Consider the following 16,931-nt stretch of genomic DNA (forward strand, 5'->3'; position numbering starts at 1 on the left):
AGCGGCGCCGCCGGCCCGGCCGACGGGCCTCAGACCGCCGACCATCGGGCGAAGGCCGCCTCCAGATCGGTGTCGCCGCGCGGCTCCACGAGCGGTCCCGCCTCCCTCTCCGGGTCGACCTCCAGGCCGACTCCCCTGCCGGCGAGCAGCGCCGCACCCACCGCCGACGCGCTCCGCAGACCCAGCGGGCGGACCGGCCGGCCGAGCACGTCGGCGAGGACCTGGGGGACGACGCCGGACCGGGTCGCCCCTCCGGTGACCAGCAGCGGGTCGTCCGCGGCGACGTCGAGCAGCGCCAGCGCCGCGCGCACCGCGAAGGCCACGCCCTCCAGCGCCGCGCGGGCCAGGTCCGCGCGCGTCGTCCCCGCATGCAGGCCGGACCAGCCGCCCCGCTCCAGCGGCCCGGCCACTCCCCCGCGTTCGCCCGTGAGAAACGGCCGGAAGACCGCCCCGCCTGCGCCGGCCGGGGCAGAAGCGGCCGCCTCGACGAACTCCGGCCACGACAGCGCGAGGACGTCGCAGGCCCATTCCCAGGCCGAGCCGCCGTTCTGCAGGGCCGCCATGGCGTACCAGCCGTCGCCGGTGTCGGCGTAGGTGTGCACGACCGGGTCGGCGACCGCCAGAGGGCGGAGGCCCGGCCGCAGCAGCTGGGCGCCGGTCCCCAGGTTGAGCTGGGCACCCGAGGTGGCCCCCGCGGCGAGCAGCGCCAGGGGCGTGTCCGCGCCGCCCACGACGACGGGCACCTCCCCCACCGGCAACCGGGCGACGCCGACCACCTCGTCCGACGGCAGCACCGCCGGCCGCAGATGCCGCCCCGCGCCCGCGGCGCTCCACGCGCTCTCCGACCAGCCGTCGGCCACGACGTCCCACAGCAGGGTCGCCGACGCGTCGCTGCGGTCGGTCACCGCCGAGTCGGCACCCGGCAGGAGGGTTGCGCGGAGGGCGTCCTTGGGCAGCAGCAGCGCCGAGGCACGGGCCACCGTGGCCGGGTCGTGCCGGGTCAGCCAGGCCAGCAGCGGGCCGGTCATCCCGGGGACGAGCGGGTTGGCCAGCGCAGCCCGCTGGTCGTCGGTCAGCGCCCGCCACCGGTCCAGCTCCTCGGCCGCCCGCTGGTCCGGCCACAGCAGCGCCGGGGACAGCGCGGTCCCGGCGGCGTCGACGAGGACCGCGCCGTGCATCTGCCCCGAGATCCCCAGCCCGCGGACCGGGGCACCGGTCAGCCGCGGACCCAGCTCGGCGAGGGCGTCGTCGAGCGCCACCCGCCAGGTCCGCACGTCGATCTGGGCGCGTCCCGGACCCGGTCGGTCGTAGGCGTAGGCGCGCTCGGCCTGCGCGACCACCGCGCCGTCCGGATCGAGGGCGACCAGCTTGAGCCCGGAGGTGCCGAGATCGGCACCGAGCAGCAGGTCGGGCACGGCGCTGTCAGCCGCCGTGCGCGAAGCCGCCGCTGCGGCCGTTGCGGTCGGCCAGCAGCCCGGCCAGCGTGGAGACGGCGATCTCCGCGGGCTGCCGGGAGCCGATGTCGAGGCCGATCGGCCGGTGCACCCGCGCGATGTCCTCCGGCGGCACCCCGAGCGCGGTGAGGGCCGCGACGTGCGGTCCCTCGTGTCGCGGATTGCCCATGACGCCGATCCAGCGCGCGGGATGGGCGAGTGCGTCCCGGAGCAGCTCGCCCAGCTCGTCGCGGTGGTGGTCGGTGACGACGACGTCCGCGGTGCCGTCGGCCAGCTCGTCCGCGATCTCGGCGAAGCCCTGCGCCCGGCGGTCGGCAGGCACGCCCACCCTGCCGGCGCCCGGCTCGACGAGCAGCGTCCGGAAGCCGAGCTCCGCCGCCCACCGCACCAGGACGTCGGACACCGGCGAGGCGAACACCGCGACCAGCAGGCGGTCGGTCACGGCCGCTCGGGGCTGTCGCCGTAGGCGTAGGCGCTGTTGGCGTACCGGCCGCCGACGGCGACTCCCGGCGGCGCGATGTCGTCGAGCCGGGCGAGGTCGTCCGCGGTCAGCTCGACGGCCGCGCCGCCCACGTTCTCCTCGAGGTAGCTGCGCCGCTTCGTGCCCGGGATCGGGACGACGTCCTCCCCCTGCGCCAGCACCCAGGCCAGTGCCAGCTGGCCGGGCGTCGCGCCCTTCTCGGCGGCCAGCTCCCGCACCGCCTCGACGAGGCGCAGGTTGGCGTCGAACGCCTCCCCCTGGAACCGGGGATGGGTGCGCCGCCAGTCGTCCTCCTCGAAGTCCGCCGGGCTGGTGATGGCCCCGGTGAGGAAGCCGCGGCCCAGCGGGCTGAAGGGGACGAGTCCGATGCCGTGCTCGCGGGCGGTGGCCAGCACGGACTCCTCCAGGTCGCGGGTCCACAGCGACCACTCGCTCTGCAGCGCCGCGATCGGGTGCACGGCGACCGCCCGCCGGATGGACGCGGCGCTGGCCTCCGAGAGCCCGAGGTACCGGACCTTGCCCTGCTGCACGAGCTCGGCCATGGCGCCCACGGTGTCCTCGATCGGGACCTTCGGGTCGACGCGGTGCTGGTAGTAGAGGTCGATGACGTCGACGCCCAGCCGGCGCAGGCTGGCCTCGGCGCAGGCGCGCACGTTCTCCGGCCGCCCGTCGATCGTCATGCCGGAGCCGGTGTCGTGCTTCAGGGAGAACTTGGTGGCCAGCTGGACCTCGTCCCGGCGTCCGGCGATCGCCTCGCCGACCAGCTCCTCGTTGTGCCCCTCGCCGTAGACGTCGGAGGTGTCGAGGAACGTGACGCCCAGGTCGAGCGCCCGGTGGATGGTCGCGATCGACTCCTGCCGGTCGGCCGCGCCGTACATCTGGCTCATGCCCATGCAGCCGAGGCCGAGGGCGGAGACGGTCAGGCCGTCGCGGCCGAGTGTGCGGGTGCCGACGGGAGAAGTCATGCCCGCATCCTCGCCCCCGCCCGTCCCGGCCCGCCACCGTGCCCGTCAGGCCAGGAAGTCGGCGACCATCCCAGGCAGCTCGGGCGCCTGGACGACGTCGTAGTGGGTACGCCCCGGCAGGACGGCCAGCCGCGACTCGGGCCGCTGGGCGCCGTCCCACCCGGCGTCGCGCAGCCCCCCGCCGAGCAGGGCGAAGAACTCGGCCATGTGCGACGGAGGGATGCCGTCGGCGTCCGCGAAGACCAGCAGCGTCGGAACCCGGAGCGCACGGACGTCCTCGGTCCAGTCGTAGCCGCGCGCGAGGAGCGCACCGGTCTTGTCCATCAGGACCGGGAAGGCATCGACGTCCGGGGCCACCGCGGCGTAGGCCGCGTAGGGCGGCGAGTGGCGGAACTGCTCGAACAGCCCGCTGTTCACGTGCGCCTTGGCCTCGAGCACCTCCGGGAACCACCCGTCGCGCCGGAAGGCGCCGGACACCGAGACGAGCCGCCGGACGCGGTCCGGGTGCTGGATCGCGGCACGCAACGACGCCTGGGCGCCGAGCGAGTAGCCGAGGAGGTCGGCCTGCCCGAGGCCGAGCTCACCGATCAGGGCGGCCAGGTCGTCCCCGAACGCCTCGGAGCTGAACGGCCGGTCGACGTCGGCGGTGCGGCCGTGGCCCTGCAGCTCCACGGCGATCACGCGACGTCCCCCGGCCAGCTGTCCCGCGAGGTCGTCGAGATTGTCCGCGAGGCCGAACCCGCCGTGGACGAGGACGAGTGGCGTGCCGCCCTCCCCCACGCTGCGCCAGTACATCTGCACGCCGTTCGCCGCTGCGTAACCCTCGGTCGTCTCCCGCTGCATGACGCTCATGGGGGGTGTGACGGTCCGGCGCCAGGGAACTCATCGCCCGTCTGGTGGGATGGCAGTGAGGCGGACCCGTCGTCCGCAAGAGGAGGCCCCGTGCAGTACGCCGAGTCCGTCGTGGACCTGGTCGGCAACACCCCGCTCGTGCGCCTGAACTCGGTGACCCGCCACCTGGGTCCCGACGCGCCGCTGGTGCTGGCCAAGGTCGAGTACCTCAACCCCGGCGGCTCGGTGAAGGACCGGATCGCCGTGCGGATGGTCGACGCCGCCGAGGCCAGCGGGGCCCTGCAGCCGGGCGGCACCATCGTCGAGCCGACCAGCGGCAACACCGGCATCGGCCTCGCCCTGGTCGCTCAGCAGCGCGGCTACAAGTGCATCTTCATCTGCCCCGACAAGGTCGGGCAGGAGAAGATCAACGTGCTGAAGGCCTACGGCGCCGAGGTCGTCGTCTGCCCCACGGCGGTCGACCCGTCCGACCCGCGCTCGTACTACTCCGTCTCCGACCGGCTGGCCCGGGAGACGCCGGGCGGCTGGAAGCCCGACCAGTACTCCAACCCGGCCAACCCGCAGTCGCACTACGAGACGACCGGTCCGGAGGTCTGGGCACAGACCGAGGGCCGGATCACCACGTTCGTCACGGGCATGGGGACCGGCGGCACGATCAGCGGCATCGGCCGCTATCTCAAGGAGGTCTCGGGCGGGAAGGTCCGCATCGTGGGCGCCGACCCCGAGGGCTCGGTCTACTCCGGCGGCACCGGCCGCCCGTACCTGGTCGAGGGCGTGGGCGAGGACTTCTGGCCGTCCACCTACGACCGCGAGATCGCCGACGAGATCATCCCGGTCTCCGACGGTGACTCCTTCGCCATGACCCGTCGGCTGGCGCGCGAGGAGGGCATGCTCGTCGGTGGCTCGTGCGGGATGGCGGTCGTCGCCGCCCTGAAGGCCGCCGAGAAGCTCACCAAGGACGACGTCCTCGTCGTCCTGCTGCCCGACGGCGGGCGCGGCTACCTGAACAAGATCTTCAGCGACACCTGGATGGCCGACTACGGCTTCCTGGAGTCGGCGACCGGCGAGACGGTCGGGGAACTGCTGCACACCAAGTCCGGCGAGACCCCGACCCTCGTGCACACCCATCCGAACGAGACCGTGCGCGACGCCATCGACATCCTGCGGGAGTACGGCGTCAGCCAGCTCCCGGTCGTCCGCGCCGAGCCCCCGGTGACCGCCGGCGAGGTCGTCGGCTCGGTCGACGAGAAGACGCTGCTGGACGCCCTCTTCGCCGGGAGGGCCAGCCTCGCCGACCGGGTGGAGAAGCACATGTCCCCGCCGCTGCCGATCATCGGGTCCGGCGAGCCGGTGACCGAGGCGGTCAGCGCTCTCGGGTCCGCGGACGCGCTGCTCGTCCACGTCGACGGCAAGCCGGCCGGCGTCGTGACGCGGCAGGACGTCCTGGGGCACCTCGTCGGTCTGCCGCATACGGTCGGGGCATGACCTCCCCCGGCTTCAACACCCGCGCGATCCACGCCGGCCAGGAGCCCGACCCGGCGACCGGCGCCGTCATCCTCCCGGTCCACCTGACGACGACGTACAAGCAGGACGGCGTCGGCGGGCTGCGCGGCGGCTACGAGTACAGCCGCAGCGGGAACCCGACCCGCGACGCGCTGCACACGGCGCTGGCCGCGTTGGAGGAGGGCTCGACGGCGCTGGCCTTCGCATCCGGGCTCGCGGCGGAGGACACGCTGCTGCGCACCGTCTGCCGGCCCGGGGACCACGTCGTCCTGGGCGGGGACGCGTACGGCGGCACGTTCCGGCTGCTGTCCCGCGTGCTGTCGGAGTGGGGACTCGAGTACACGCCCGTCCACCTCGACGACCCGGATCAGGTGCGGGCGGCGATGCGGCCGACGACCCGCGTGATCTGGTGCGAGACGCCGAGCAACCCACTGCTCAACATCACCGACATCGAGACCACCGCCGCCGTGGCGCACGAGGGCGGTGCGTTGCTGGTCGTCGACAACACCTTCGCCTCGCCCTACCTGCAGCGGCCGCTGACGCTCGGGGCCGACGTCGTCGTCCACTCCACGACGAAGTACCTGGGCGGGCACTCCGACGTCGTCGGCGGCGCCCTCGTCGCGCGCGACCCCGGGTTGGGCGAGCAGCTGGCCTACAACCACAACGCGATGGGCGCGGTCGCCTCGCCGTTCGACTCCTGGCTGGTCCTGCGCAGCCTCAAGACCCTCGGCGTCCGGATGGACCGGCACTCGGCCAACGCGGCGCGGGTCGTCGCGTTCCTGGTCGACCACCCGGCGGTGGCCTCGGTCCTGTACCCGGGCCTGCCCTCGCACCCCGGCCACGAGATCGCGGCGAAGCAGATGTCGGGCTTCGGCGGGATGGTGTCCTTCCGGCTCCGGGACGGCGAGGACGCCGCGCTCCGGGTCTGCGAGCGGACCCACTTGTTCACGCTTGCCGAGTCGCTGGGCGGGGTCGAGTCGCTGATCGAGCACCCGGGCCGGATGACCCACGCCAGCGCCGCCGGCTCACCGCTCGAGGTGCCGAACGACCTCGTCCGGCTCTCGGTCGGGATCGAGGACGTCGACGACCTGCTCGCCGACCTCGACCAGGCGATGACACTGTGATCCTCCGGATCACACCGCGGCCAGGTGTCGTCCCCCTGCAGCGCTGAGCCGCTGCGTCGTGCCTGCGCGGACCCCTCCGGGGCCCACTCGGCGCGACCGAGTTCTTACCGCGGGGCGGTGAGGATGCGGGGGCCGTCGGCGGTGACGGCGACGGTGTGCTCGACGTGCGCGGCGCGGCTGCCGTCGGCGCTGCGCAGCGTCCAGCCGTCGGCGTCGACCCGGTAGTCGTCGCTGCCGCCGCCCAGGAACCACGGCTCGATCGCGATCACCAGCCCCGGCTTCAGCGGCACCCCACGGCCCGCCCGCCCCTCGTTCGGGACGCTCGGCGCCTCGTGCATCGACCGGCCCACACCGTGCCCGCCCTGGTCGGTGTTGATCCCGACGCCACCGGCCCGCCCCACGGCGCCGATGGCCGCGGAGATGTCGCCGATGCGGTTGCCCACGACCGCCGCCGCGATGCCGGCCGCCAGGGCCCGCTCGGTCGTCTCCACGAGCCGGAGGTCGTCCGGGTGGGCCGTCCCCACCGAAAACGTGATGGCGGCGTCACCCACCCAGCCGTCGAGCGTGGCACCGGCGTCCACGCTGAGCAGGTCGCCGTCGCTCAGCACGTCGGCGGTCGGGATGCCGTGCAGCGCGACGTCGTTGACCGACAGGCAGACCACGCCGGGGAACGGTGGCGTGGTCGACAGCGGGGCGTACCCGAGGAACGGTGAGTCGGCCCCCGCGTCGGCGAGGACGTCGCGCGCCACCGAATCGAGCTGCGACAGCCGGACGCCAGGAGCGGCGGTCGCCCGCACGGCGGCCAGCATGTCGGCCACGACGGCGCCGGCCGCCCGCATCGCGTCCAGCTCGCCAGGGGTCCGCAGTTCGATCATCTCTCCGCCTTCCGGTATGACTATCCCGGTATTAGTATCACGCCATGGTCCGACCACCGCTGACGCCTGCCGAGCGCGACCGGGGACGGCGGCTCGGGGCGCTGCTGCGTGCAGCACGCGGCGACCGGAGCCCGGCAGAGGTCGCCGCCGCGTCCGGTGTCAGCCAGGAGGCGCTGCGCAAGATCGAGACCGGCCGGGTGCCCACCCCGGCGTTCTTCACCGTCGCGGCGCTCGCCGGCGCGCTCGACGTGCCCCTGGACCGTCTCCTCGCCGACCTGGCGCCGGACACCGCGCTCACCGCCTGACACCGGCCGCGGGAAGCAGTTCCACCGCGTCACGGTTGGGTGCGACAGACGGCCCGACCCAGGAGGATCCGAGCGTGAGCACCACGGACGACACCCGCGACCCGACCGCCCTCGAGGAGGAGCGCGCCCGAATCCGCGATGCGCACCTGAAACCGGCCGGTGAGCGCCCCGCCTCGACCGCGCGGGGGCTGCACCACACGGCCCTGATCAGCTCCGACGTCGAACGGACCGTCCGCTTCTACCAGGACGTCCTGGGCTTCCCGCTGACCGAGCTGATCGAGAACCGCGACTACCCCGGCTCGTCCCACTTCTTCTTCGACATCGGCAACGGCAACCTGCTGGCCTTCTTCGACTTCCCAGGCCTCGACGTCGGCCCGTACGCCGAGGTGCTCGGCGGGCTGCACCACATGGCCATCAGCGTCGACCCCGAGCGCTGGGCGACGCTCGTCGAGCGGCTCACCGACGCCGGGGTGGAGCACGAGGTGCACAGCGGGGTCTCGGTCTACTTCCGCGACCCCGACGGCGCACGCATCGAGCTCATCGCCGACCCGCTCGGAGAGATGTACGGCCAGCACGTTCTCTGAGGAGGGCGGCAGGCCCCCGGCCGACGGGCGACGACAGTTCCCGGCCCGCGACTCGATCGGCTCTACCATTCCGCCATGTCGAACGATCCGCGCGGTCGCCCGGCCGCCGACGAGGTCCCTGCGGAGGCGTCGCCCGCCTCGGCGACGTCCGTGGACAACGCGCTGCGCCTGCTCCGGCTGGTCGGCGAACGCCCGGCCCTGCGGGTCGCCGAGGCCGCTGACGTACTCGGGGTCGCCCGGTCGACCGCCCACCGGCTCCTGGCGGCCCTCCGGCGGCGAGGCTTCGTCATCCAGGACCGACCGAACGGCGCGTACCGGCCCGGTCCGGCTCTGCAGGAGATCGGGCTGGCAGCGGTCAACCGGATCGACATCCGGCGGGTGGCCCGCCCGGTCCTCGAGCAGCTCCGCGAGGAGACCCAGGAGACCGTCAGCCTGGCGCTCCTGGAGGGCACGAACATCCGGTTCGTGGACGGCGTCGAGAGCCCCCGTTCCGTCCGGGTCGGCAACCGGACCGGGGTCGTCCGGCCGGCACATGCCGCGGCGGTCGGCAAGGCCATCCTGGCCGGTCTCCCGGATCGAGAGCTGACCCGCCTCTACCCCGACGACCGTCTCCCCGGGTCGGCGACCGGTGCCGCCCCGACCGACCTGGCCACCCTGCGTGCAGAGCTCGACGAGGTCCGCGCCCAGGGCTACGCGGTCAACTGGGAGGAGACCACCGAGGGGGTCTGCGCGGTCGCCGCCGCCCTGCGGGACACCGTCGGACAGCCGCTGGCCGGGCTGGGCATCGCCGCCCCGATCAGCCGGATGAAGGACGTGGCCGCCATCCGCGCCCTGGCGCCGGCCGTGCTCCGCGGAGCCGAGTCCGTGCTCGAACGGCTGCCCCGGCCGCAGTGAGCCAGGTGTGGCGCCCGGTCAGCCGATGACGACCTCGTCGAGGTCCACCGGCTCCTCGAGCAGCCCGTAGTCGACCATCAGGTCCTGCACCAGCTCCAGCGACTCCTCGTCGGACCCGCCCTGCCACAGGTTGATCCGCACCTTCTCCGCCAGCGCCGGCTCGAGGTCACCGATCTCGGGCAGCGCGGCGCGGAAGGCGTCGGGGTCCTCCCGGATCGAGTCGGCGGCAGCCTGCACGCACCCCTGGAAGGCCTCGACGGCCTCGGGGTTCTCCTGCGCGAACTGCTCGGTCACCACGTAGGTGCCGATCTGGAGGCCCGGTTTCACCGCCGTGTAGGGGCGGCCGATGATCTTCAGCCCGCCGTCCTCGGCCAACGACACGAACGGCTCGATCATGAGCGCCGCGGCCACGTCCCCGTTGTCCACGGCCGCAGCCATGTCCGGGAAGGGCAGCTCCACGAACTGCACGCTGTCGTAGGACAGGCCCGCTTCCTCGAGCATCGAGCCCAGCACGATGTCGTTGATGTTGCGCAGCGTGTTGACCGCGATCCGCTGGCCCTCGAGCTGGCCGATGTCCGTGACCGCGCTGTCGGGCGCCACCATGAGGGCGGAGAAGTCCTGTTCCGGATCCTCGGAGGTGCTGGTACCGCCGGCGACCATGCGCAGCGGCAGCCCCTGGGAGGCGCCGATGAGGACCGACACCACGTTCGACCCCGCGACGTCCAGGTCACCGCTGACCAACTGCGGGATGACGGTGGCACCGCCGCTGGACGCGGTGATGTCCAGGTTCACGCCCGCCTCCTCGCAGAGGCCTTCCTGCTGCGCATAGGTCAGGAAGTACAGCGGCGCACCGTTGGTGTCGGCGACGGAGAGGGTCGGGATCTCGCCACCCTCGCCGCCGGCGTCGGACCCGGACTCGGAGTCGCCGCCTCCGCAGGCCGTCATCAGCAGGGCAGCGGCGCTCATGGCGGCAGCAGTGCGGAACCCGATCTTCACGCGGGGCGTCCTTTCCAGGGCGGTGTGGCGCTCGACACGTCGTCGTCCGGCTGAAGCTAGCGGCTGTTGCGGTCAGCGGACAGCAAACGGGCAAAGGTTCCAGACTGCGGAATCTCTCGGCGTTTGAGGGCGTGCACCCTTACGGTCGGCGGGTGACCTCCGGAGCGCGTTCGGCAGCAGCCCGATGACCGACCGGCAGGCCCGGGCCCAGGTCGCCATCGTCGGCGGCGGCCCCGTCGGGATGGGGCTGGCCATCGGGCTCGGCCAGCTGGGCGTCAGCTGCGCCGTGATCGAGCGCCGCCCCGAGCCGCAGCCCGTGCCGAAGGGGCAGAACCTCACCCAGCGGACGATGGAGCACATGCGCGCCTGGGGCGTGGAGGACCGCGTGCGCGCCGGTCGGCTGATCCCGCGCGAGTACGGCATCGTCGGGTACACCGCCTACGGGTCACTCCTCGGCCGGTACTCCTACGAGTGGCAACGTCGCGCCGCGGTCCGCCGCTTCTACGCGACCGACAACGAGCGCCTCCCCCAGTACGCCACCGAGCGGGCGCTCCGGCAGCGCGTGGCCGAGGTGCCGGCCACCTCGGTCCACTACGGCTGGCGCGTCGAGCAGGTCACCCAGGACGACGAGGGCGCCCGCGTCCGTGCACGCACCGAGTCGGGCGACGTGCTGGAGGTCGAGGCCGACTACGTCGTCGGCTGCGACGGCAGCCGGTCCGTCGTCCGCTCCGCCGCCGGGATCACCGAGACCGGGACCGACCACGACCAGATGATGGTGCTGCTCGTCTTCCGCTCCCGGCAGCTCGACGACCTGCTGCTGGACCGCTTCCCGGGCACGTCCTACTTCAACGTCCTGGACCCCGCCCTCGAGGGCTACTGGAAGTTCCTCGGCCGCGTCGACGCCGACCGGACGTGGTTCTTCCACGCACCCGTCGACCGGGCGGACGCCGGCGGCGGCACCGACTTCCGCCCGCTGGTCCGGGGCGCGGTCGGGGCGGAGATCGACGTCGACGTCCAGCACGTCGGCTTCTGGGACATGCGGTTCGCGCTCGCCGACAGCTACCGCGCGGGTCGCCTCCTCATCGCCGGCGACGCCGCGCACAGCCATCCGCCGTACGGCGGCTACGGCATCAACACCGGGTTCGAGGACGCCGCCAACCTCGCCTGGAAGCTCGCCGCCACGGTGCAGGGATGGGGTGGACCCGGCCTCCTGGACTCCTACGACGCGGAGCGCCGGCCGGTCTTCGCCTCGACCCGGGACGACTTCATCGCGCGCTCGATCGAGGTGGACCGGGACTTCCTCGCGACGCACGACCCGGAGATCGACCGACCCGCGTTCGAGGCCGCATGGCGGGAGCGCGCGACGGGGTCGCCGGCCGAGGTGGACGCGTTCGAACCGAACTACGAGGGTTCACCCATCCTCGCCACGCGGGGCGGGGGACGGCCCAGTGCCCGCGGGCGCCACGAGACCCGCGCTCGCCCCGGGCACCACCTGGCACCCCAGCCGGAGGGCACGGACGTCGACCTGTTCGACCGGCTGACCGAGGGCGGGTTCGTGCTGCTGCGCGCCGGGGCAGCGGGCGGGGATCTCGTCGCGTCAGCGGAGCGGGCCTCGGTGCCGCTGCGGATCGTGGACGTCGACCGGGCGGTCCGGGACGCCTACGGCGCGGACCTCGTCCTCGTGCGTCCCGATCAGTACGTCGCCTGGGTCGGAGACAGGTGCGAGGACGCCGATGCGGTGCTGGCCACCGTCATCGGCCGCGCCGCTCGATGACCAGCGTCCCGCACTGCGGCTAGGCCACCAGGTCGGCGTACTCGTCGTGCTTCTCGATGTACCCGCGGACGAACGAGCACTGCGGGACCACGTGCTCGCCCCGGGCGCGCACGTCGTCGAGGGCGGCGCGGACCAGCGTGCTGCCGAGGCCCGTGCGGCCGGAGTCCTGGTCGACCTCGGTGTGGGTGAAGACCACGGTGTCGCCGCGTCGCTGGTAGTCGGCATGCCCGAGCAGCTGCTCGCCGTCGCGGATCTCGTACCGGTTCGCCTCCGGGGCGTCCTTCACAGTGGGCTCCATGCCAGGGGCCCTACCCCGTCGGCGCCGTTCCGATCACTTCGCCGTCCAGATCACCGTGCCGACCAGATCACCGTGCCGAGCAGGGTCACTCGGCCAGCGACAACGCCCGCGTAGGGCAGGACCGCACGGCGTCCGTGACGTCGCGCATGTCGTCCTCCCCCGGTTCGGGACGGTGCACCACCAGCACGCCGTCGTCGTCGACCTCGAAGACGTCCGGCGCGAGGGCCTCGCACGCCCCCGACCCGACGCAGAGGTCGGCATCCACCTGCACCCGGCTCATCGCTCGCCCGTCAGACGGGCCGGCAGCCGCTTGAGGCCGTTCACGAACGAGGACCGCAGCCGCGCCGGCTCCCCCGCCACCTCCAGGTCCGGCAGCTGCTCGAACAGCTGACGGAAGGTCACCGCGATCTCCCGCCGCGCCAGGTGCGCACCCAGGCAGAAGTGCGGACCGTGCCCACCGAAGCCGACGTGCGGGTTGGGGTCGCGGGCCAGGTCGAAGACGTGCGGGTCGGCGAACAACTCGGGGTCGCGGTTGGCCGCCGCGTAGAACAACAGGAACTTGTCGCCGGCGGTGAACCGGTGGCCGTTGACCTCGCCGACCCGGGTGGCGGTGCGCCGCATCCAGGTGATCGGGCTGGTCCACCGCACGAGCTCCTCGACCGCCGTCTTGTCGAGGGAGGGGTCGGCCATCCATCGGTCCCGCTGCGCGGGGTGGTCAGACAGCGCCAGGATGCCCTGCGAGATGGCGTTCCGGGTCGTCTCGTTGCCGGCCACGAGCAGCAGGATGAAGAAGGAACCGATCTCCTGGTGGGTCAGCTTCTCGCCGTCCACCTCGGTGGTCACCAGCGCCGTCGTCAGGTCGTCGGTGGGCCGCTCCAGCCGCTCGACGGCCAGCCGCTCCATGATCCCGGCCAGGTCGATCCCCGCCTGGAAGAGGGCCGTGAGCGGCTCGTCCTGGTCCTCGATGAGCTCCGGGTCCCCACCGGAGAGGATCACGTTGGAAGCCGCGAGGACCTGGGCGCGGTCCCCGGCCGGCACGCCCATCATGTCGCAGATGACCCGCAGCGGGATGGGGGCGGCGATGTCGGCGACCACGTCGAGGCGGCCGTCGTCCGCCTCCGCCGTGCGGCGGGCCTCCTCGAGGACGTCCTCGACGATGCCGCGCACGGAGTCCACGACCCGCTCCAGCATCCGCGGGGTGAAGGTCTTGGAGACGATGCGCCGGATCCGCGCGTGCCGGGGGTCGTCCATGCTGATCATGGAGCCGTAGAACTCGTGCAGGTCGGCCGGGATGTCCTGGATCGACACGGCCCCCTTGCCCGAGCAGAAGACCGAGGGCTGGGAGCTGATGGCGTCCAGGTCCGCGTGCCGGGTGACCGCGTAGTAGCCCGGTCCGACCGCCATGCCCGGGATCTCCGGCTCGGCGAAGAACGCGAAGGGCCGCTCCGCGCGCAGCCGGTCGAACACCGCGTGCCGGACGGCCGGCGGCTCCAGCCAGAAGTCGCGGTCGGACAGGTCGATGTCCTCCAGGCGGATGGCCCCGAGATGGCCGCCCTCGACGTCGGAGAGTCCGGATGCGGCGTCCACGGCCATGGGCAGGCCTCCTGCGCTAACGGTCAACGGTGACTGGACCGCTGACGTTAGGGAGTCGGTGTGGTGATGCACAACACACGGACGGGATCACGGCACGAAAAAGGCCCGGCCACCGAGGTGACCGGGCCCTTCGTCGTAGCGGGGACAGGATTCGAACCTGTGACCTCTGGGTTATGAGCCCAGCGAGCTACCGAGCTGCTCCACCCCGCGGCGGTGCGTGCAACGGTACACGCGCCCCCGCAGCCGCCCTCCACACCCCTCCCGGAACACTCCGTCACACGGGTCCCAGTGGCGCGCGTCGTCCCTCCGGTGCGTCCCCGATCCGCTTACAGTCCGCTACGTGGCAAGCACCGAGGCGGCGAGCATGTTCGCCGGACGGCCACAGCCGGTCGAGATCCACCACCGCGGCATCTGGTACTCCGGCGAGCTGATCGGCTGGCGGCACGAGAGCGACGGCCGGGTCTCGGCCCGCGTGCGCTGCCGGGTGGACGGCCTGCGGCACTCCGCCTGGATGGACCTGACCGACCTGCGACTGCCCGACCCGAAGCGCCCTCCGCGCAAGGAGCCCTTCCCCGCCGTCGTCCGCCGGTCCAGGACCCAGCCCGCCGGCATGGACGGGGACGCCACGCGCCCGCACGTGCTGCCCCTCGGGCAGCTCACCCGACCGCTCAAGCCGCCCCACGCGGTGCACCCGCCCGCCCCGCGGGACGACGCGGCCGCCCAGCCGCACCACGCTGCCCTGGAGCAGGCGAAGGAGCAGCCCCAGGAGGCGGCGGGACGCCGCAACCAGTACCTGCGCAAGCGCGAGGCGTACGCCGGCGTCGTCTGACCGGTCCGCGCCGGACGGGGCCTACGCCGCCAGCGCGTCCGTCAGCAGTGCGACGAGCGCCTCGAGCTGCACGTCGGCCGACGACGAGATCTCCTCGTCGGACCCGTCGAGCGCCCGGGCGGCGAGGCCCGCCTTGCTGTCGATCAGCTCGGCGATGCGGGCGTCGATGGTCTGCGCGGCGATGATCCGCCAGGCGGTGACCGGCTCGGTCTGACCGATCCGGTGACTGCGGTCGATGGCCTGGGTCTGCTCCGCGTCGGTCCAGGACAGCTCGGCCAGCACGATGTTGGACGCCACCTGCAGGTTGATGCCCACCCCGGCCGCGGTGAGGGAGCACACCGCGATCGCGACGTCCGGGTCGTTGACGAAGGCGTCGATGTTCTTCTGCCGCACGCCGGGCGTCTGGTCCCCGCGGATCGACGAGAACCGGACCCCACCCCCGGCGAAGGCCTCCTCGGCGGCGTCCATCACGTCGACGTGCTTGGCGAAGAAGACGACCTTGCCCGCGCTGCGCGCCAGCTGCGCCGCGTAGTCGGCGGCCAGCCCGGCCTTCGCGCGGCCGATGCGCCGCATCATGCTGAAGACGTTCTCGCCCGCCTCGCCCGTGGTCGCGTCCTTGAGCTCCGCCCGGGCCACCCGGCGGACGAGATCGGTGTCGATGCCGTCCACCTCGGTGCCGGACGAGCGGTTGGCCATCGCGGTCTCGTACCGGGCCACCATGCGGCGGGCGAGCTCCTGCTCCGCCGCCCGGATCGACCGTCCGGCGGCCCCGTCGAGCTCGACGGGCAGGTCGGCGATCCGGCGGGCCGGGATGTCGGCCGCGACGTCGACCTTGCGACGACGCACGATGCCCATGTCCACCACGCAGCGGCGCGCGGCGGCGTAGAAGCCGGGGTCGGCGGGCGTCAGGCCGGTCGCCTCGAGGGCGTCCATCAGCTCGCCCAGGGGCTTGGCGTCGTCGATCCAGCCGAGGAACTGCCAGATGGCGCGGAAGTCGTCGATGTCGTTGATCAGCGGGGTGCCGGTCAGCGCCATCAGGAGCGGCCGCGGCACCCGCGACCGGATGCGCTCGGACAGCTGGAGCACGTGCTGGGAGCGCTGCGACGACTTGTTCTTGATGAAGTGCGCCTCGTCGACGACCATCCCGCGGAAGCCGAAGTCCCCCAGCCAGCCCACATGGCGGTCGAGCACCTCGTAGTTGAGGACGACGATGTCGGCGAAGCCGTCGACGGTGTCGCCGTTGCCCTGGACCACGGTGGCCGCGCGGTGCGGCGTCCAACGGCCGGCCTCGCGGGCCCAGTTGGTCTTGACGACGTTGGGCACGACGACGAGCAGCGGATAGGCGTCGGCCGCCTCGGCGGCGAGCAGCGCCTGGGCGGTCTTGCCGAGGCCCGGCTCGTCGGCGAGCAGGAAGGTCCGGTGTCCGGCCGCGGCCGCGGCGACCAGCTGCCCCTGGTGCGGCATGAGCTCGGCACCCGGCGGCGTGAACCGCGCGGTGGGGAACGGCAGCGCCATGCAGGCCGGCGCCCCGGCGCCGGCGCGCTCGAAGGAGTTGAACAGCGGGGCGAGCAGCTCCCAGCCACCGAGGCGGTTGGCGCGGGGTGCCCGCTGCGGGGCGGCGGAGAAGTCGGGGGCCAGGAAGGGGTTCGCCAGCTGCCGCGAGACCACCGACTGCGGCACGACCCGGCGCTCGGGAGCCGCGGGCGCGGTCACGGGCTCGGCCGGCGGCGCCTCCTCCACCTGGGGCTCGACGCCTGCGGCCCGCTGCAGCTCGCGCGCGAGGGCGCGGGCCGCGTCGGAGGCGACGGCGTCCTCGCCGAGCAGCGCGAGGAGCGCTGCGTCGCGGACGGCGGTCCTGGCGAGGATGGTGGCGATCCCGTCCAGGCGCTTGAGCTGCTCGGCCCGGTGAGCGGCGGTCGCACCCACCTCCGCCCGCACCCGGGCGCGCTCCTCCCGCGCCAGCAGCGCCACCGCCTGGAACTTCGTGCGCACGGCAGGCGTGACCCGGCCGCGCGACACCGCCGCCTCGACCTCCCGGACCGCCCGGGCGAGCACCGCGATCGCGTCGTCCCCGTCGCGGACCCGCCGCTGGTTGCGCGGTGCGGACCGGCGAGTGCCCGCCGGGGGCTGACCTCGTCGCGCCACGCACTTCCTCCTTCTGGTACCCGGGACCCCCGCCATGGCGGAGTGCCGCGCGCGGTCCCGTCCTCGTGGCGATGGCTGTCGCGCACAAAGTGGAACGGCCCTCACAGTGACTGTGAGGGCCGTTCCATCGTGGTAGCGGGGGCAGGATTCGAACCTGCGACCTCTGGGTTATGAGCCCAGCGAGCTACCGAGCTGCTCCACCCCGCGTCGGTAGAAGGAACTCTACCAGCCGCATCGAGGGGGCGGACACGGGCCCCGC

The 16,931-nt window shown here is 73.4% G+C and carries 17 protein-coding genes and 2 tRNA genes; 7 read left to right on the plus strand and 12 right to left on the minus strand.

Annotated features, from left to right (window positions below; all coding sequences use genetic code 11):
* Positions 1-29 precede the first annotated feature (29 nt).
* Genes CRP30_RS01325 through CRP30_RS01340 form a run of 4 tightly spaced genes read right to left on the minus strand, consistent with a single transcriptional unit; the run spans position 30 to position 3,752 of the window.
* Positions 30-1,415 carry an FGGY family carbohydrate kinase gene (locus CRP30_RS01325; protein WP_097182174.1) on the minus strand — a complete coding sequence of 462 codons (1,386 nt, stop codon included), beginning with the start codon at positions 1,413-1,415 and terminating at the stop codon, positions 30-32.
* Between the two features lie 7 nt (positions 1,416-1,422).
* Positions 1,423-1,896 (minus strand): XdhC family protein, encoded by a 474-nt coding sequence (locus tag CRP30_RS01330; RefSeq protein WP_097182175.1) that lies wholly within the window; start codon positions 1,894-1,896, stop codon positions 1,423-1,425.
* Positions 1,893-2,900, minus strand: a complete 1,008-nt coding sequence (locus CRP30_RS01335; RefSeq protein ID WP_097182176.1) for an aldo/keto reductase — start codon at positions 2,898-2,900, stop codon at positions 1,893-1,895. The genes CRP30_RS01330 and CRP30_RS01335 overlap by 4 nt, the downstream gene beginning before the upstream one ends.
* A gap of 45 nt (positions 2,901-2,945) precedes the next feature.
* A complete protein-coding gene (locus CRP30_RS01340) occupies positions 2,946-3,752 on the minus strand; it encodes an alpha/beta fold hydrolase (protein WP_200814492.1) in 807 nt (268 codons plus the stop codon).
* A gap of 90 nt (positions 3,753-3,842) precedes the next feature.
* On the opposite strand from CRP30_RS01340, the gene CRP30_RS01345 reads away from it, so the two are divergent.
* Positions 3,843-5,237 (plus strand): cystathionine beta-synthase, encoded by a 1,395-nt coding sequence (locus CRP30_RS01345; protein WP_097182177.1) that lies wholly within the window; start codon positions 3,843-3,845, stop codon positions 5,235-5,237.
* Complete coding sequence (locus CRP30_RS01350; protein WP_097182178.1) at positions 5,234-6,379, plus strand: cystathionine gamma-synthase; 1,146 nt, start codon at positions 5,234-5,236, stop codon at positions 6,377-6,379. Before CRP30_RS01345 ends, CRP30_RS01350 begins: the two co-directional genes overlap by 4 nt.
* A 104-nt stretch (positions 6,380-6,483) precedes the next feature.
* Here CRP30_RS01350 and map read toward each other — a convergent pair whose 3' ends face one another.
* Entirely contained in the window at positions 6,484-7,254 is a 771-nt protein-coding gene (map, locus tag CRP30_RS01355; protein WP_097182179.1) for a type I methionyl aminopeptidase, read from the minus strand.
* A gap of 44 nt (positions 7,255-7,298) precedes the next feature.
* Here map and CRP30_RS01360 point away from each other — a divergent pair, with 44 nt between their 5' ends.
* From CRP30_RS01360 to CRP30_RS01370, 3 genes are all read left to right on the plus strand, one after another.
* A complete protein-coding gene (locus CRP30_RS01360) occupies positions 7,299-7,559 on the plus strand; it encodes a helix-turn-helix domain-containing protein (protein ID WP_097182180.1) in 261 nt (86 codons plus the stop codon).
* 74 nt (positions 7,560-7,633) lie between these two features.
* Entirely contained in the window at positions 7,634-8,143 is a 510-nt protein-coding gene (locus tag CRP30_RS01365; protein ID WP_097182181.1) for a VOC family protein, read from the plus strand.
* Between the two features lie 75 nt (positions 8,144-8,218).
* On the plus strand, positions 8,219-9,037 hold the full coding sequence (locus CRP30_RS01370) for an IclR family transcriptional regulator (RefSeq protein ID WP_097182182.1): 819 nt from the start codon (positions 8,219-8,221) through the stop codon (positions 9,035-9,037).
* 18 nt (positions 9,038-9,055) lie between these two features.
* Here CRP30_RS01370 and CRP30_RS01375 read toward each other — a convergent pair whose 3' ends face one another.
* Positions 9,056-10,033 carry an ABC transporter substrate-binding protein gene (locus CRP30_RS01375; RefSeq protein WP_097182183.1) on the minus strand — a complete coding sequence of 326 codons (978 nt, stop codon included), beginning with the start codon at positions 10,031-10,033 and terminating at the stop codon, positions 9,056-9,058.
* A gap of 184 nt (positions 10,034-10,217) precedes the next feature.
* Here CRP30_RS01375 and CRP30_RS01380 point away from each other — a divergent pair, with 184 nt between their 5' ends.
* Positions 10,218-11,807: an FAD-dependent monooxygenase gene (locus CRP30_RS01380; RefSeq protein WP_097182184.1), complete on the plus strand. Its 1,590-nt coding sequence runs from the start codon at positions 10,218-10,220 to the stop codon at positions 11,805-11,807.
* 19 nt (positions 11,808-11,826) lie between these two features.
* On the opposite strand, the gene CRP30_RS01385 is transcribed toward CRP30_RS01380, so the two are convergent.
* From CRP30_RS01385 to CRP30_RS01400, 4 genes are all read right to left on the minus strand, one after another.
* Positions 11,827-12,105: a GNAT family N-acetyltransferase gene (locus CRP30_RS01385; RefSeq protein ID WP_097182185.1), complete on the minus strand. Its 279-nt coding sequence runs from the start codon at positions 12,103-12,105 to the stop codon at positions 11,827-11,829.
* 85 nt (positions 12,106-12,190) lie between these two features.
* Complete coding sequence (locus CRP30_RS01390; protein ID WP_097182186.1) at positions 12,191-12,385, minus strand: ferredoxin; 195 nt, start codon at positions 12,383-12,385, stop codon at positions 12,191-12,193.
* Positions 12,382-13,698, minus strand: a complete 1,317-nt coding sequence (locus tag CRP30_RS01395) for a cytochrome P450 (protein ID WP_097182187.1) — start codon at positions 13,696-13,698, stop codon at positions 12,382-12,384. The genes CRP30_RS01390 and CRP30_RS01395 overlap by 4 nt, the downstream gene beginning before the upstream one ends.
* A 136-nt stretch (positions 13,699-13,834) precedes the next feature.
* Positions 13,835-13,908: transfer RNA gene (locus tag CRP30_RS01400), tRNA-Met, on the minus strand.
* A gap of 130 nt (positions 13,909-14,038) precedes the next feature.
* On the opposite strand from CRP30_RS01400, the gene CRP30_RS01405 reads away from it, so the two are divergent.
* Positions 14,039-14,527 (plus strand): hypothetical protein, encoded by a 489-nt coding sequence (locus tag CRP30_RS01405; protein ID WP_143278379.1) that lies wholly within the window; start codon positions 14,039-14,041, stop codon positions 14,525-14,527.
* Between the two features lie 21 nt (positions 14,528-14,548).
* On the opposite strand, the gene CRP30_RS01410 is transcribed toward CRP30_RS01405, so the two are convergent.
* Positions 14,549-16,672, minus strand: a complete 2,124-nt coding sequence (locus tag CRP30_RS01410) for a DEAD/DEAH box helicase (protein WP_097182189.1) — start codon at positions 16,670-16,672, stop codon at positions 14,549-14,551.
* A gap of 130 nt (positions 16,673-16,802) precedes the next feature.
* Positions 16,803-16,879, minus strand: a tRNA-Met gene (locus CRP30_RS01415).
* Positions 16,880-16,931: the final 52 nt, after the last annotated feature.

It is taken from the genome of Blastococcus haudaquaticus, assembly GCF_900230285.1.
GTDB classification, from domain to species: Bacteria; Actinomycetota; Actinomycetes; order Mycobacteriales; family Geodermatophilaceae; genus Blastococcus_B; species Blastococcus_B haudaquaticus.

Coding starts and splice junctions, on each gene's coding strand:
- CRP30_RS01335 (WP_097182176.1), bottom strand. CDS start 2,900: ATGACTTCTCCCGTCGGCACCCGCACACTCGGCCGCGACGGCCTGACC.
- CRP30_RS01340 (WP_200814492.1), bottom strand. CDS start 3,752: ATGAGCGTCATGCAGCGGGAGACGACCGAGGGTTACGCAGCGGCGAAC.
- CRP30_RS01350 (WP_097182178.1), top strand. CDS start 5,234: ATGACCTCCCCCGGCTTCAACACCCGCGCGATCCACGCCGGCCAGGAG.
- map (WP_097182179.1), bottom strand. CDS start 7,254: ATGATCGAACTGCGGACCCCTGGCGAGCTGGACGCGATGCGGGCGGCC.
- CRP30_RS01360 (WP_097182180.1), top strand. CDS start 7,299: ATGGTCCGACCACCGCTGACGCCTGCCGAGCGCGACCGGGGACGGCGG.
- CRP30_RS01370 (WP_097182182.1), top strand. CDS start 8,219: ATGTCGAACGATCCGCGCGGTCGCCCGGCCGCCGACGAGGTCCCTGCG.
- CRP30_RS01380 (WP_097182184.1), top strand. CDS start 10,218: ATGACCGACCGGCAGGCCCGGGCCCAGGTCGCCATCGTCGGCGGCGGC.
- CRP30_RS01385 (WP_097182185.1), bottom strand. CDS start 12,105: ATGGAGCCCACTGTGAAGGACGCCCCGGAGGCGAACCGGTACGAGATC.
- CRP30_RS01390 (WP_097182186.1), bottom strand. CDS start 12,385: ATGAGCCGGGTGCAGGTGGATGCCGACCTCTGCGTCGGGTCGGGGGCG.
- CRP30_RS01395 (WP_097182187.1), bottom strand. CDS start 13,698: ATGGCCGTGGACGCCGCATCCGGACTCTCCGACGTCGAGGGCGGCCAT.